The organism is Priestia sp. YIM B13489 (genome assembly GCF_042787645.1).
In the GTDB taxonomy this organism is placed as follows: Bacteria; Bacillota; Bacilli; order Bacillales; family Bacillaceae_H; genus Priestia; species Priestia megaterium.
Genome location: NZ_JBHZOQ010000036.1, coordinates 316,627 through 331,015, shown reverse-complemented (window position 1 = coordinate 331,015; position 14,389 = coordinate 316,627). Strand labels below are relative to the sequence as shown.

Genomic DNA, 14,389 nt, shown 5'->3' with positions numbered 1-14,389 from the left:
TTTTTCATCTCCTTTTCTCATGGTAAGCTTATAATAACTAATTGAGAAAGGAGATTTTCTTTATGGTTGCACATTTTCAGATTAAACCGCTGTATCAAAATAATCGAATGCCGGGCTGGCACATCTCGTTTTATATGAATCAGGTTTATTATGAGGCTGATTATTTAAAAGATGGACAAATTGTATGGAAAACTGCGCTTTCTAATCAAATAGATGAAACACAATTAATTGATTATATTCATGAGCTTATGCTTTTTCACGTTTATGAATAGTAAGCTTTCACCGAAGGGAACGAGCACAGATGAAACAGCTGCACACACTATTTGGGGATAAAATGATTAAGGCTAAAATCCCTTCTCAATTTGAACGTTACAAATGGTTTTCATGTGATGAAGGCTTCATTGGAATTGAACACACGGCTTTATCTCAAAAAGAGCAGGCGTTACTTTCTGCTTTTTTAACCCCTTATGATGAGAAAGTTTCTTTACTAACGCCAGAGCAATTGTATTGGTCAAACCTGTTATTTGAAGCACCTGAAAAAGTCATTCACTCTCATCATACGCACCATTCTTTTCGCTTCACCCAGTTTTTAATTAAACGTTTGTTTGAACAAAAAATAGAGTTTGAAAATGCGCTTCACGCCTTGTATTCTACCTCCATTACTGTGTTGTGGATTGATAAACAATCAGGTATCGTTATCGAAACCTTTAATGATCCTAATGACTTAACTGAAAATTTATCAGATTCTATCGAGGTGCTATGTCATGATTTTGAAACTTCGATTCAGTTCTTTGAAGGAAAAATTCACTTTTTTCCGTCTTCACCGCAATTAATTTTTGAGCGTGAAAAGAAATGGTTTTATCAAATTAAGCATACAGTCGAACAAAACCATGTTATTCATTTTGCCGACGTTTTACCCCATTTGGTTCTGCAAGAGTCTTCAGAGGCAATCCAAAATCATATGATACATTTACTTGACTTAGTAAAAGATGATGGAGATCTTTTAGAAACGATTAAAGTTTATTTAGAATGTAATTTAAACGTATCTCTTGCTGCTAAGAAATTGTACATGCATCGCAACAGCTTGCAGTATAGAATTGAGAAATTTATTGATCGCACACACCTTGATATCAAACACTTCACAGGAGCTGTGTCTGCTTACTTAGCCATTCTTGCTTTAAAAAATTCGCAAGATGGAGAATGAAATGAAAGGGTTTTCGTAAATAGTGCACGAAAACTCTTTCTTTTTTTTGTGCATGTTTGCCATTTACCGTTTCATTTAAAAAAATTACACTAGAGTTAAGAAAACGGTTTCACAGAGTACATACAAGGGGGAAATGGAAATGGCTGAATTACGTTTAGAACATATTTATAAAATGTATGATAAAGATGTGACGGCGGTAAAAGATTTTAACCTTCACATTCAAGATAAAGAATTTATTGTATTTGTTGGGCCTTCAGGCTGCGGAAAATCGACAACGCTTCGTATGGTTGCAGGGCTAGAGGAAATTTCCAAAGGTGATTTTTATATTGACAGCAAGCGTGTAAATGATGTTGCTCCAAAAGATCGCGATATTGCAATGGTATTCCAAAACTACGCATTGTATCCGCATATGAGCGTATATGACAACATGGCTTTCGGCTTAAAACTTCGTAAATTACCAAAAGATGAAATCGAACGCCGCGTAAAAGATGCCGCTCGTATTTTAGGACTTGAGCAATACTTAGAGCGCAAGCCAAAAGCATTATCCGGCGGACAGCGTCAGCGTGTAGCCCTAGGTCGTGCAATCGTTCGTGATGCTAAGGTCTTCTTAATGGACGAACCTTTATCAAACTTAGACGCGAAATTACGTGTGCAAATGCGTTCTGAAATTGCGAAGCTTCACCAGCGTTTGGGTACAACGACAATTTACGTAACACATGACCAAACCGAAGCAATGACAATGGCTTCTCGTCTGGTTGTTATGAAAGATGGGATTATCCAGCAGGTTGGTACACCAAAAGAAGTATATGAAAAACCTGAAAATGTATTTGTAGGCGGGTTTATTGGTTCTCCTGCTATGAACTTCTTAACCGGAACGTTAAAAGACGGAAAGGTTCAAGTAGGCGATTCTCTTCTTGCAGTTCCGGAAGGTAAAATGAAAATACTTCGCGAGCAAGGATATTTAAACAAACAAATTATTTTAGGCATCCGTCCTGAAGATTTCCATGATGAGCCTGTATTTATTGAATCTTCACCTGGCACAAAAGTTACAATCAAAGTCGATGTATCCGAGTTAATGGGAGCTGAAACCATGCTTTATTCTAAACTTGGCGGACAAGATTTTGTAGCACGCGTAGATTCAAGAACAGATATTAAACCGCTTCAGTCTCTAGACTTAGCATTAGATATGAACAAAGCGCATTTCTTTGATGCAGAATCTGAACAGCGCATCCGTGCTGAACACGAATAAAAAAGACCCCCAGGGGTCTTTTTTTATTCCTGTATTTGCTTCAATTCTTCACTGTGACAAGTAGAACAGTAAAAGAGATGAATACATTGGTGATTTGCTAAATCACTAGGATACCCATTTTCTACTTTTAACTGATCGATTTCCATGTAAGCACTGTAATCATCAAAATAATCGCTGACTTTTCCCATATCCCCCAGCACTCCTCCACATGTTTTGCACGTCATTTGTACATCACTAAACCCATTACATAAGGAACAAATCGACATCCGCACACCTCGCTTTACCTGATCAATATGTACCTATAATATGCACGGAATAAAACTCTCTTACTCTTTATCAAACTCTACACAAAAAATTCTATAAATTACCAATAATTTTCTATGTATATGTTTTTTTCCCTTTCGCCATAATACTAGTAACAACCGAGCACAACAGCTCGCAAGCATTGAGTTACGCCGCGGTAGGCAAGCAGATCTAATCGATGCATCTGCTCGGCTGGTTCAACTCCAGCTAACTCAACCATTACAATCTATTTTATCTAACGAGGAGATGAATACACATGGCAAATTATCAAAACGCATCAAACAGAAATTCATCAAACAAGTTAGTAGCGCCTGGTGCTCAAGCTGCTATCGATCAAATGAAGTTCGAAATCGCTAGTGAGTTTGGTGTAAACTTAGGACCAGATGCAACAGCTCGTGCGAACGGATCTGTTGGTGGCGAAATCACAAAACGTTTAGTACAATTAGCTGAGCAAAACCTAGGCGGAAAGTACTAATATTAACTAATTTCATATTATGGCTTTAGCGCTCCAAGATTTCTTGGAGCGCTTTCTAGTTTCTTTTAATCAGCTTCCTCATTCTTATTCCCAAATGATTTTACGGAAACTTTGCGAATACGTCGATTTTCTACTTCCTTAATGGTAAACAATATCTCTTCATATGAGAAAAAGTCTCCTTTAGCAGGGATATGATCAAACTGCTCATATATCCATCCCCCTAAGGTATGGCACGTACTGTCAGGAGAACTAACCGCTATATAGGTTAAAAATTCATCAATAGGGATGTCGGCGTTAAATTCGTACTCCTTTTCCCCTATCTGGTGTACATACTTAACAGCTTCATCATGTTCATCCCAAATCTCTCCTACAATTTCTTCTAATATATCCTCTAAGGTCACAAGTCCGGCCGTTCCACCAAACTCATCAACTACAATTGCCATGTGCACCTTACTTTTTTGGAGCTCTGGCAATAGAATAGATATTTTCATGGATTCTACTACAAAAATAGGTTGTCTCAACAAATCACGAATAGAAATTTTTTTTCTTTGGATTAAACAGGTTAAAAATTCTCTTTCTGATAAAATGCCAATAATATTATCAATATGATCTTCATATACAGGCACTCTCGAATATCTCTCTTCAAGAAACATTTGACAAACCGAATCAATATCGGCATTTACGTCAACTGCTGTGACATCTATTCTAGGTTTTAAAATTTGCCCCACCACAATGTCATTAAAATTGAGTGAACGATGAACTAGCTCTTTTTCAATATTATTAATCGTTCCTTCTTCTTCGCTTAAATCTACCATCACTTTAATTTCATCTTCTGTAATCGTTGGTGTAGGAGCAGACGTTAACAAGTGAGAAGTTCCTTTTTTTACCTGTAAAAATAAGAAGGAAATCGGGGTTAACAATTTAATAATAATAAATAACAAGGAAGAAATCATCAGCGCAAAAGATTCGGCATGCTCTTTAGCTAACGATTTTGGCAAGACTTCACCAAAAATCAAAATGATGATGGTCATAACGATGATACTAATCACAAGTGCTAGGTTTCCTTTAAACATATCGAGGGCAATTTTAGCTGCCAAAGAGGACGCAGCAATGTTTACGACAACATTTCCTACTAAAATTGTCGATAGCGTCTGCTCAAAGTGTTCAGCAATATGCAGCGCTTTTTTACTTCCCCGATATTTTTTCTCAGCGTAATGTTTTAAACGAATTTTATTTACGCTTGAAAAGGCTGTCTCAGCAGATGAAAAGAAAGCTGATAACATAAGCAAAACGACTAGTATCATCATTTGATTCAGAGGCAAGTCTCCCAAAAGACATTCACTCTCCTATTTTTTTGATTTTTCTGTCTTTTTATCATATCAAATTTTTTTGTTGTTGAATATTTCATTCATCAACTTTGTATTACTTTATGCTACGCATGCTTTTTATTATGAATAAGTATACAGATTGTATATCCTAAAGAATAGATGCTATCTTTTATAGAGGGGTGTAGCCAATGAAAATTTTACTATTAGGCTCTACAGGGCGAGTTGGACAGTCTTTATTAAAAATGATGCTAAAAGATGAAAACGACGTTACTGTACTTGTTAGAGACCGCAATAAGCTACAGGTTAGCCATCCAAACCTACATATCTTACAAGGCGATGTACTTCATCAAGAAAATATCAACTTTGCCCTCAAGCACCAAGATATCGTAGTCAGCGCGTTAAATACAGATGGTGCAGAGACAATTTCAAAAAGTATGCCGCTTATTATAAACAGCATGAAGTATTACGGCGTTCATCGTATTCTTACCATTGGAACTGCAGGCATCTTACAATCACGAACAGAACCAGAAAAGTATCGTTTTCAATCAAATGAATCAAAGCGTAAAACGACCAGAGCAGCAGAAGATCATTTAAAAGGATACTTACACTTGAAGGAAAGTGATCTAAACTGGACGGTTATATGCCCAACATACTTGCCTGAGGGTGAAATAACAGGCACGTATCGAGTGGAAAAAGATATTTTACCAGCTGATGCCGTTAAAATCTCAACGGGAGATACCGCTCACTTTACCTACCATGAGATATGGGCTCAAAAATTTTCCAAATGCCGCGTTGGGATTGCTTATTGAAAAATCAGGAGAACTTTTCGTTTTCAAAACGAGAAGTTCTACATCCAGAAAATACCGATTATAGCTAATCCACCTAGAACAAAACCTCCTATTTGACCAACGAGAGCCGGTGTCAAAACAGGCTTTCCTTTTTCTTTCTCTAATGTGCTAATATCAAGCTTCATCTGATACATTTCTTCTTTTAAATCTTCAATCTGGCCGTGCAGCGCTTGAATCTGACGTTCTTGGTCACTCATCCACTATCTTCCCTTCCCTTTTTTATTTTTATCATATGCGTAAAAAAGTTAAAGCTTTACTTTTCGGCATCACTTTTTCTAAATGATAAAAACTCCTTTCCCCGGCTTTAGGATAAAAAACTCTTTCCTTCTCATAATAAAAAGAATAGAGTCCTTAGTCACTGTTGAAAGGAGAACACGATGATAAAACTTGTGTTGATTCGGCACGGACAAAGCGTGTGGAATCTTGAAAATAAATTTACAGGCTGGACGGATGTAGATCTTTCTAAAAATGGATTGCAAGAAGCGCGAGAAGCTGGAAAAGTACTAAAGAAAAACGAATATACTTTTGATATTGCCTATACTTCTGTTTTAAAACGATCCATTCGCACTCTATGGATTGTCTTACATCAAATGGACTTCATGTGGATTCCCGTATATAAATCTTGGAGGCTGAATGAACGGCACTACGGGGCTCTTCAAGGTTTGAACAAAGAAGAAACCGCAAAAAAATTTGGAGAAGAGCAAGTGCATTTGTGGAGAAGGTCGATGAACGAACGCCCTCCTGCTTTAGAGACAACAGATATTCGTTATGAAGCTTCTAACCCTAAGTATAAGGAATTAGCTAAGGGACAATTTCCTGTAACGGAAAACTTAGCCGATACAGAAAAGCGGGTTCTAGAATACTGGGACGAAACTATTGCTCCTTCTATTAAAGCTGGAAAAAAGGTTATTATTTCCGCTCACGGTAATACGATTAGGGCTCTAATGCAGTACTTGGATAACATTTCGCCTGATGGCATTGCGAACTTGAATATTCCTACAAGCGTGCCGCTTGTTTATGAGCTTGATGATAATTTAAAGCCCCTTAGACATTATTATTTAGGCATCGATGGAGAGATTCCTACCCATATTCCTTCTTCATAAAAAACGTGCCTAGATTGTAGGCACGTTTTTTTATATGTTTGAACGAAAGTATTTTCCATACGCCCAGTGATTAGTAGGACCGTGTCCGGAACCAATTTCAAGCGTGTGCTTAATCGCATAGTGAACAAAATCCGAGGCAGTTTGAACTGCTTCAACCACGCTTTTGCCTTTCGCTAGTTCAGCTGTGACGCAAGCAGCAAACGTGCATCCCGTTCCATGTGTATGCTTTGTATTCATCTTTTCATGCGTGATTTCAACGTACTTATGACCATCATACACTATATCAATCATATCTTGATGAGATTGATCATGTCCGCCTTTAATTACCACGTGCTTTACACCTAGCTCATGAATCTGTTTTGCCGCTTCTTTTCGGTCTTCGATCGTGTGAATTTCTTTACCCGTGATGACTTCCGCCTCCGGTATGTTCGGCGTAATGACTTCACAAAGAGGCAACAATTCTTTTAGAGCCTGTACGGCTTCACTTTGAAGAAGAGACTGACCGCCTTTTGCAATCATAACGGGATCAACTACAACATTTTGCAGTCCGTACTGTTTGATTTTACGAGCCACTGCGTAAATAATATCAGCACTGAACAACATACCTGTCTTCACTGCATTAGGAAATAAGTCAGTGGCAATTGAATCTAACTGAGTTTCAACTGCTTCTACTTCTAAAGGATAAACTCCTTGAACGCCAACTGTATTTTGTGCGGTCACAGCTGTAATAACAGACATGCCAAAAACGTCACGCTCTTGAAATGTTTTTAAATCTGCTTGAATGCCTGCTCCTCCACCGCTGTCTGATCCAGCAATGGTTAATGCTTTTGGTACTGTCATGCTTGAAACCTCCATCTCTTTCTTACCCAATATACCGATGATAAAGTGACTTTGCTTCTACTATATCGTTTGTTCCATGGACAAAGACGCGCCCATCTTGAAACATAACTAAACGGTAATCATCTACATAAAAAGAAAGCAGATACGGATTCTGTTCAATTTTATATCCTTTTTCTTTTAATCGTTCACCTAAAGACTGCAGCGGCTGCTTGGCTGATTTGCCCGGACGGATTTGTACCGTGTTTCTTCCGCATAGCACAGCTGTTTTCGTTTGATTTTCATATTGTAAAAAGGGATACGTTTGTTCACTGCCGCATGAGCGGCAAGCAGATTTGCGAAACACGTTCACATTGATGCTCGTATACTCATTTTTCCATACGTCAAACGAAACAAGTTCCCTCCTGAGCGCATTCCAGTCTCCAACTAATATTTTTAACACTTCTGTTACTTGATGAGCGACTACCATTTGAACAGCAGGACTAATAATCCCCACTGTATCACATGTTAACCCTCCAAGCGGTACAGATTCAAGCAAACAGGATAAACACGGTGTTTCACTTGGTATAATAGTATAACTAATTCCATAACTTCCTACACATGCTCCGTAAATCCAAGGAATATCATATTTTTGTGATAAATCATTCATTACAAGGCGTGTGTCAAAATTATCGGTTGCATCAATCATAACATCTACCCCCTCAACAAGCTGTTCTAAAACTTGAGGGGTACCGTCTGCTACGTGCGCTTCTACTTTTACATCGTGATTAATATCGTGAAGCCGTTTTTTAGCGGCAATTGCTTTTGGAATTCTTTTATCAGCATCTTTTTCACTATACAATTGCTGCCGCTGAAGGTTGCTCCATTCTACATAGTCCCGGTCAATGAGCGTTATTTTCTTTATCCCCGCTCGCGCAAGGGCCTCCGCGTTCCCTGTTCCAAGAGCACCTGCTCCTACAATCAGAACATGCTTTTCTTGAATTTGCTGCTGTCCGCCTTTTCCAATAGGTTGAAACAATTCTTGGCGGGAATAACGATTAATCAACCGATACTCATCCCTTCTGTTGGACTGCTTGCCGTTGCATATTGTTTCTTTTCAATACGTCCTGCTTCAAATGCTGCTCGTCCTGCTTCAATCGCTAACTTCATAGCACGAGCCATTTTCACAGGATCTTTTGCTCCTGAAACAGCTGTATTTAATAACACACCATCTGCTCCTAACTCCATAGCTTGAGCTGCGTCTGAAGCCGTTCCAATACCTGCATCTACAATTACTGGAACAGTTGATTGTTCAATGATAAAACGCATGTTCAACGGATTAATAATACCTTGACCTGAACCGATAGGCGAAGCTCCTGGCATAATGGCATGTACGCCTAACTCCTCTAAACGACGCGCAAGTAAAACATCATCTGATGTGTAAGGTAAAACGGTAAAGCCCTCTTTTAACAGTTCTTCACTGGCTTTTAATGTTTCAACTGGATCAGGAAGCAGCGTTTTATCACATCCAATTACTTCTACTTTCACCATGTCACAAAGTCCAGAAGCCTTTGCTAATTTAGCAATACGTACGGCCTCTTCTGCATTTTTTGCTCCAGCAGTGTTAGGCAAAAGAGTGAAACGCTTCACATCAAGCGCTTCTAATAAATTAGGCTGATTTTGATCAAAAATATCCATTCGTCTCACAGCAAATGTTAAAATTTCTGTTTCTGACTCTTCTACCGCTTGACGCTGAGTCGTAAAGTCCGGAAATTTCCCTGTCCCTAATAATAAACGTGAATTAAATGTATATTGTCCAATTTTTAACATACTCTTCATCCTCCTCCGACAAATGAAACAACTTCTAATATATCGCCATCTTTTAAGCATGCATCGCTATGTTCTTCTTTTTGCAAAATGTTCTTGTTTAGCTCAACAATTACCACTCGTTCATGCAGGTTCTGAGCCTGCAACAAGTGCTCGACCGTTTCAATTTCATCTCCAAAAGTAACGGTCTTACCATTAATGATTAGATTCAATGAACTCCCTCCATTACTCTTGTTAGCTGAAATGATGTAAAAAATGAATGATTCAGCTTTTTCCCTAACAAAGCATCAGCCATAATTTTTCCAGTTGCAGCACTTAATAAAATACCGTTTCGGTAGTGGCCAAACGCCATGTGTAGATTCGCTATTTCAGGATGCTCTCCTAAATAAGGCCAGCCATCATTTGTTTGTGGACGAAGACCAGCCCATGCTTTTTCAAATGTGGCTTCTTTAATAGCTGGCAGAAGCGCCGAAGCTTTATTCAGCAAAAATTGAATACCTTGTGCAGAAACCGTCTTGGTAAAGTCATGCTGTAGCTTAGTTGCCCCGATTACGATTCTTCCACCAGTCTTAGGCACTAAGTAAAAACCCTCATCTAAAAAAATCGTTTTAGAAAGCAGCGGCTTATGACTTCGAAGAGCAATACACTCCCCTTTTACGGGAAACACGCGACCTAAATGTTCAGAAGAAATAAAGCGTTTAGCCCATGAGCCTGCTGCAATAACTACTTTTTCTCCGTAAAAAGAGCCTTTGGACGTCTGTACACCTTTTACTGTTTCATTTTCCATAATAAGAGAATGAACATCACAGTATTCGAATATATCTGCTCCGTGATACAAGGCTCCATGAGCAAGAGCTTGCGTTAACTTAGCCGGAGCTAGCTGGCCGTCCCCCGGTATTGTAATGGCTCCGTATATGTCTGGAGAGAGCCCGGGTTCTAACAAACGCGCTTCTTTTACATCGATCCATCTTACATGTTCATCCCATCGGTGGTGCTGAGCAGCTTTTTTCTTTAATACGTGTGCATCTTCTTCTGTTACAGCGACTTTTAATAAGCCTTTTTGAATGAGCTCTACGTCGATGGCCGTTTTTTCTTTTAGTTCCTTCACCAGCTCAGGAAACATGCTTCTGCTCTTAATAGCAAGGTCTAAAAGAGGACCTTCTTCATCAATTTCAGCTTGAGCACCTAAAATACCAGCTGCTGCACTTGAAGCTTCACAACCAATTTGATTTCGTTCAAGAATGGCCACTGATGCTCCTTGTTTTGACAAATGATAAGCGATAGAAGAGCTGATTATGCCTCCTCCGACTAACAGTACATCATAATGCTGCTTCATTTTCTCCACCTCCAGATGTCCATATATGAGAATATTGTTTAATCGCTTTAAGGGGATTTTGCGCAAGCATGACACCAGACATCACAGCTATACCGTGTGCTCCTGTTTGAAGCACCTCTTTGGCATTTACAGGTGTAATTCCTCCAATGGCAATAACCGGTATCTGTACAGCATCTACTACTTCTTTTAGTGCTGCTACCCCTCGACTTTTTAATCCTTTTTTTGAATGTGTTGAATAAATATGTCCGTATAGAATGTAGTGAGCACCATCTTTTTCAGCTTCTAAAGCCTCTTCCACAGAGTGAACTGATTTTCCGACAATAAGAGAAGGAAATACGTCTCTAACACACGAAACATCTAAACTATGATAGGCAAGCTGTACGCCTTTTGCTTTTAAAGCATGCGCTACATCAACTCGGTCATTTACAATAATTTTAGAGAGACAAAATGGCAGGCTTTCTAGCAAACATTGAATCTGCTTTGCCGTTTTCTTTTTTTCTCTAATATGAATGGCACCCGCAAAAGGCTCAATAGCCGTTAAAATGTCCCGAACCTCTTCAATTGGCTGCTTATCTGTTGTAACGACATGAAATTTAGGAATATCCATATGATCGAAACCTTTCCGTTCAGAATAAAAAGAAATTTCAACCACTTCATCTTGTGTAGAGGGCTTTATTACATACAAAAAAACCACTCTACAACGTAGAGTGGTTAGCATGCATCGTTATGTAAACATGATCGCCACTTCCCTACGCTGGTACAAACCAGATCAGGTTCAAAGGGTCCGAAATACATTCGTCTCAGCTTCAAAAAGCTCCCCTAGTGATTGCTATTTATTGATTTTGTTTTCGCACTTAAAATTATAACACAACTAGATGTAAATACAATATCTCTTTATGCTCTTACGGCTCTCTTCCTTTTATAGATGTATCTTTTAAGCTTCTTTACTAAGTAAGAGGTCCGGCGCACCGCATCATTCTGCTTTTTATATGATTAGTAATCGGTATAGTCGTCAAATTCTTCCTTGTCTTTTTCCTTTTTCCGATCCCATATAAACAGCAGGAGTAACATAATAAAAGTTAGAATATAAAAACCGTAAAAAATAAATGCCGCCACAACATTTATAAATAAAAATAAAAAACCGATGATCTGACCTGCAACAGCTACAATCAACAAAATGTATTTCCAAACTTCTGCTTTTCTATCCATTCTCTACTTCTCCGTCTTTTTGTTTTTCCCTACTAGAAACGTTCTCTTTACTTAAATAAAAACGTTCCTGCCAGTAAACCGACTGTAAATAAACCAACTGTTCCCAATGCTGAAATCCCCACGTACGCCAGCATTTTCCGATAAGATTTTTCTCGAATTAACTGTACGGTTTCCACACTGAACGTTGAAAAAGTGGTAAAGGCACCAAAAAAACCAATGCCAATCATTAAAAATATTGAATCATCATAAGCATGACTCGGAACCTTTCCATAATAACTACCGTAAAAAAGACCAAGCCCAAACGCACCAAGCAAGTTTACAAACAGCATTGATACTGGAAAAGGAGGGTTTGAAACTGTTTTTGTAACTTTTAAACCCAAAAGATAACGGCATATTCCTCCAGCTGCCCCGCCAAGTGCCAAGCTCACTATGCTCATTTACTTCACCTCATGTACTTTCACTAAATTTTTCCCTGCCGCTTCACCGCATAGATAGCCTGCTAAAGCAAGAAGGATTCCACCTACTAAAGAGACCATTACATAAATGGCTCCCCAAAATAAATGGTGCTGAGTGAGAGAAATGACGTCTCCTGCAAACGTTGAATACGTTGTAAAACCGCCGCATACGCCAACTCCTAGTCCAAGCTTTATCCATTCTTTTGGCTTTTTCCACACAAAAAATCCTGTTAATAGGCCTAGTATGAAGCTTCCTAATAGGTTTTCAATTACCGTTCCTATTGGATAGCCCGTATATAATAAGGAAAGATTCAGCAAATAACGTGCATATGTACCAGCGATAGCACCAAAGGCAATTGAGATTAAGTTTATGGCTTTCATCATATCGCTCCGTTTCATAAATTCTTCTTTAAGTGTACCATAAGGAATTTATTTCTACCTTAACATTTAACTATATGTTTATTGCACCAAAAGTCATGAAAAAATGAAAGAGAAAATCGTCGCATGAAACTTCCTTTTTACTCCTCAAATCTCCCTTAAAAATCCACTTAATCCAAATTTTAAAACCTTTCTGTATCCTTATGACAAACCGTGTATAGAAGGTATATTTCCCTTATTTTAAGTCACATTAATCGTATAAGTTTTTTTTGTTGACTTTTGCTGTGTTCTTGTTTAGTATCACAGAGTATCATTTCCTATCAGAATACTAGGGGGTTTAGAAAATGAAGAAATTTGCTGCACTTTTGTCGCTACTATTAGCTTTCACAGTTGTGCTTGCCGCATGCGGTTCTAGCTCAAAAAATGAAGCAAACAATGGAGACAATAAATCTTCACAAGAGGATTTATATAATAAAGTGAAAAAAGATGGCGTATTAACAATTGGAACTGAAGGTACATACCCTCCGTTCACTTTTCATGATGACAAACAAAAGCTAACTGGGTTTGATGTAGAATTGGCTCAAGAAGTAGCTAAACGTCTTGGCGTAAAAGCTGAGTTCAAAGAAACACAGTGGGATGGCATGTTTGCCGGATTAGATGCTAAACGCTTTGACATGATTGCTAACGAAGTGGGTATTCGTGAAGATCGTCAAAAGAAATACGATTTCTCTGATCCATACATCCAGTCAGGCGCTGTATTAATTGTTCGTAAAGACGAAAAAGATATCAAATCATTTAAAGATTTAAAAGGAAAAAAATCAGCGCAGTCATTAACAAGTAACTATAAAGACATGGCTCAATCTTATGGTGCAAACATTACGAGTGCTGAAGGTTTTGCTCAAGCAGTAGAACTAATGAGCGCAAACCGTGTTGATGCTACAATCAACGATAAATTATCGTTCCTTGACTATAAGAAAAAACACCCTAACGCACCTATCAAAATCGCGGATGAAAAATCCGATGGTGCTGCAAGCGGCTTTATGTTTAGAAAAGACAGCGGTAAGTTAGTGGATGAAGTAAACAAAGCATTGAAAGATATGAAAAAAGACGGAACATACGCAAAAATTTCTAAGAAATGGTTTGGCGAAGATGTTTCTCCTAAATAATATTTTTCCTGATGGAGAGCGATTGAATCAATTGATTTCAATCGCTCAATCATCTCTCTTACCAATGCTAAAGGGAGCTATTCAATATTCTATTCCACTAACATTAATAAGCTTTGCCATAGGCATTGTGTTAGCTGTTTTAACAGCACTTGCTCGCTTGTCGTCAAGTAAGGTATTAAACATGATTGCACGTGTATATGTCTCAATTATTCGTGGAACGCCTTTGCTTGTGCAATTATTTATCATTTTCTACGGATTACCTAACTTAGATATAACAATTGATCCATTTATCTCTGCTGTTATTGGATTTTCATTAAGTGTAGGTGCTTATGCATCTGAAATTATCCGAGCAGCAATTCAATCTATTCCTAAAGGACAGTGGGAAGCTGGCTACTCACTTGGTATGACCTATTCCCAAGCGTTAAGACGGATTATCTTACCGCAAGCAGCACGTGTATCGATTCCGCCATTATCTAACTCTTTTATTAGTCTTATTAAAGACACGTCACTTGCATCGCTTATTCTTGTTTCTGAAATGTTCCGTCAAGCTCAAGAAATTGCTTCAACTAACTATGAGTTTTTACTTCTTTATAGTGAAGCAGCGCTCTTGTACTGGATTATGTGCACAATCTTATCCATTATCCAAGGACGCATTGAAATAAGACTAGATCGTTACGTATCTAAATAACCGT

At 38.3% G+C, this 14,389-nt stretch carries 20 protein-coding genes and 1 riboswitch; of the genes, 8 read left to right on the top strand and 12 right to left on the bottom strand.

Annotated features, from left to right (window positions below):
• Positions 1-62 precede the first annotated feature (62 nt).
• The 3 genes from ACFX4W_RS03545 to ACFX4W_RS03535 all read left to right on the top strand — a co-directional run bounded on the left by ACFX4W_RS03545 (position 63) and on the right by ACFX4W_RS03535 (position 2,453).
• Positions 63-272 (top strand): YheE family protein, encoded by a 210-nt coding sequence (locus tag ACFX4W_RS03545; RefSeq protein ID WP_043981705.1) that lies wholly within the window; start codon positions 63-65, stop codon positions 270-272.
• Between the two features lie 29 nt (positions 273-301).
• A complete protein-coding gene (locus ACFX4W_RS03540; protein WP_043981704.1) occupies positions 302-1,204 on the top strand; it encodes a PucR family transcriptional regulator in 903 nt (300 codons plus the stop codon).
• Positions 1,205-1,343: 139 nt separating this feature from the next.
• Positions 1,344-2,453 carry an ABC transporter ATP-binding protein gene (locus ACFX4W_RS03535; protein ID WP_025752961.1) on the top strand — a complete coding sequence of 370 codons (1,110 nt, stop codon included), beginning with the start codon at positions 1,344-1,346 and terminating at the stop codon, positions 2,451-2,453.
• A 23-nt stretch (positions 2,454-2,476) separates the two neighbouring features.
• Here ACFX4W_RS03535 and ACFX4W_RS03530 read toward each other — a convergent pair whose 3' ends face one another.
• Positions 2,477-2,641: a hypothetical protein gene (locus ACFX4W_RS03530; RefSeq protein ID WP_013055291.1), complete on the bottom strand. Its 165-nt coding sequence runs from the start codon at positions 2,639-2,641 to the stop codon at positions 2,477-2,479.
• A 371-nt stretch (positions 2,642-3,012) separates the two neighbouring features.
• Between ACFX4W_RS03530 and ACFX4W_RS03525 the strand changes: the two genes are divergently transcribed.
• Positions 3,013-3,231: an alpha/beta-type small acid-soluble spore protein gene (locus tag ACFX4W_RS03525; protein ID WP_013055290.1), complete on the top strand. Its 219-nt coding sequence runs from the start codon at positions 3,013-3,015 to the stop codon at positions 3,229-3,231.
• Between the two features lie 65 nt (positions 3,232-3,296).
• Here the strand turns inward: ACFX4W_RS03525 and ACFX4W_RS03520 are convergent, their stop codons facing one another.
• The gene (locus tag ACFX4W_RS03520) at positions 3,297-4,562 is read right to left on the bottom strand and encodes a hemolysin family protein (protein WP_043981703.1); all 1,266 of its coding nucleotides are present in this window, start codon (positions 4,560-4,562) and stop codon (positions 3,297-3,299) included.
• 185 nt (positions 4,563-4,747) lie between these two features.
• On the opposite strand from ACFX4W_RS03520, the gene ACFX4W_RS03515 reads away from it, so the two are divergent.
• A complete protein-coding gene (locus tag ACFX4W_RS03515) occupies positions 4,748-5,368 on the top strand; it encodes an NAD(P)-dependent oxidoreductase (RefSeq protein WP_013081655.1) in 621 nt (206 codons plus the stop codon).
• Between the two features lie 38 nt (positions 5,369-5,406).
• On the opposite strand, the gene ACFX4W_RS03510 is transcribed toward ACFX4W_RS03515, so the two are convergent.
• On the bottom strand, positions 5,407-5,604 hold the full coding sequence (locus ACFX4W_RS03510) for a hypothetical protein (protein WP_016762958.1): 198 nt from the start codon (positions 5,602-5,604) through the stop codon (positions 5,407-5,409).
• Positions 5,605-5,784: 180 nt separating this feature from the next.
• Here ACFX4W_RS03510 and gpmA point away from each other — a divergent pair, with 180 nt between their 5' ends.
• Positions 5,785-6,510: a 2,3-diphosphoglycerate-dependent phosphoglycerate mutase gene (gene gpmA / locus ACFX4W_RS03505; RefSeq protein ID WP_013081653.1), complete on the top strand. Its 726-nt coding sequence runs from the start codon at positions 5,785-5,787 to the stop codon at positions 6,508-6,510.
• Between the two features lie 30 nt (positions 6,511-6,540).
• Here gpmA and thiD read toward each other — a convergent pair whose 3' ends face one another.
• The 9 genes from thiD to ACFX4W_RS03460 all read right to left on the bottom strand — a co-directional run bounded on the left by thiD (position 6,541) and on the right by ACFX4W_RS03460 (position 12,534).
• Positions 6,541-7,350 carry a bifunctional hydroxymethylpyrimidine kinase/phosphomethylpyrimidine kinase gene (gene thiD, locus ACFX4W_RS03500; protein ID WP_043981702.1) on the bottom strand — a complete coding sequence of 270 codons (810 nt, stop codon included), beginning with the start codon at positions 7,348-7,350 and terminating at the stop codon, positions 6,541-6,543.
• A 22-nt stretch (positions 7,351-7,372) separates the two neighbouring features.
• The gene (locus ACFX4W_RS03495) at positions 7,373-8,392 is read right to left on the bottom strand and encodes a thiazole biosynthesis adenylyltransferase ThiF (RefSeq protein ID WP_043981701.1); all 1,020 of its coding nucleotides are present in this window, start codon (positions 8,390-8,392) and stop codon (positions 7,373-7,375) included.
• Positions 8,389-9,156, bottom strand: a complete 768-nt coding sequence (locus tag ACFX4W_RS03490; protein ID WP_013055283.1) for a thiazole synthase — start codon at positions 9,154-9,156, stop codon at positions 8,389-8,391. The genes ACFX4W_RS03495 and ACFX4W_RS03490 overlap by 4 nt, the downstream gene beginning before the upstream one ends.
• 5 nt (positions 9,157-9,161) lie before the next feature.
• On the bottom strand, positions 9,162-9,365 hold the full coding sequence (thiS, locus tag ACFX4W_RS03485) for a sulfur carrier protein ThiS (RefSeq protein WP_013055282.1): 204 nt from the start codon (positions 9,363-9,365) through the stop codon (positions 9,162-9,164).
• Positions 9,362-10,489 carry a glycine oxidase ThiO gene (thiO, locus tag ACFX4W_RS03480; RefSeq protein ID WP_043981700.1) on the bottom strand — a complete coding sequence of 376 codons (1,128 nt, stop codon included), beginning with the start codon at positions 10,487-10,489 and terminating at the stop codon, positions 9,362-9,364. Before thiO ends, thiS begins: the two co-directional genes overlap by 4 nt.
• Entirely contained in the window at positions 10,473-11,096 is a 624-nt protein-coding gene (locus ACFX4W_RS03475; protein WP_043981731.1) for a thiamine phosphate synthase, read from the bottom strand. The genes thiO and ACFX4W_RS03475 overlap by 17 nt, the downstream gene beginning before the upstream one ends.
• A gap of 122 nt (positions 11,097-11,218) precedes the next feature.
• Positions 11,219-11,320, bottom strand: a riboswitch (TPP riboswitch).
• A 162-nt stretch (positions 11,321-11,482) separates the two neighbouring features.
• The gene (locus ACFX4W_RS03470) at positions 11,483-11,698 is read right to left on the bottom strand and encodes a hypothetical protein (protein WP_013055279.1); all 216 of its coding nucleotides are present in this window, start codon (positions 11,696-11,698) and stop codon (positions 11,483-11,485) included.
• Positions 11,699-11,745: 47 nt separating this feature from the next.
• Positions 11,746-12,135, bottom strand: coding sequence for a fluoride efflux transporter CrcB (gene crcB, locus ACFX4W_RS03465; protein WP_043981699.1), 390 nt, complete (start codon positions 12,133-12,135; stop codon positions 11,746-11,748).
• Positions 12,136-12,534, bottom strand: coding sequence for a fluoride efflux transporter FluC (locus ACFX4W_RS03460; protein WP_043981698.1), 399 nt, complete (start codon positions 12,532-12,534; stop codon positions 12,136-12,138).
• 341 nt (positions 12,535-12,875) lie between these two features.
• On the opposite strand from ACFX4W_RS03460, the gene ACFX4W_RS03455 reads away from it, so the two are divergent.
• Positions 12,876-13,697: an amino acid ABC transporter substrate-binding protein gene (locus ACFX4W_RS03455; protein WP_013081647.1), complete on the top strand. Its 822-nt coding sequence runs from the start codon at positions 12,876-12,878 to the stop codon at positions 13,695-13,697.
• Positions 13,681-14,385 (top strand): amino acid ABC transporter permease, encoded by a 705-nt coding sequence (locus ACFX4W_RS03450; RefSeq protein ID WP_043981697.1) that lies wholly within the window; start codon positions 13,681-13,683, stop codon positions 14,383-14,385. The genes ACFX4W_RS03455 and ACFX4W_RS03450 overlap by 17 nt, the downstream gene beginning before the upstream one ends.
• The last annotated feature ends 4 nt before the right edge of the window (positions 14,386-14,389 follow it).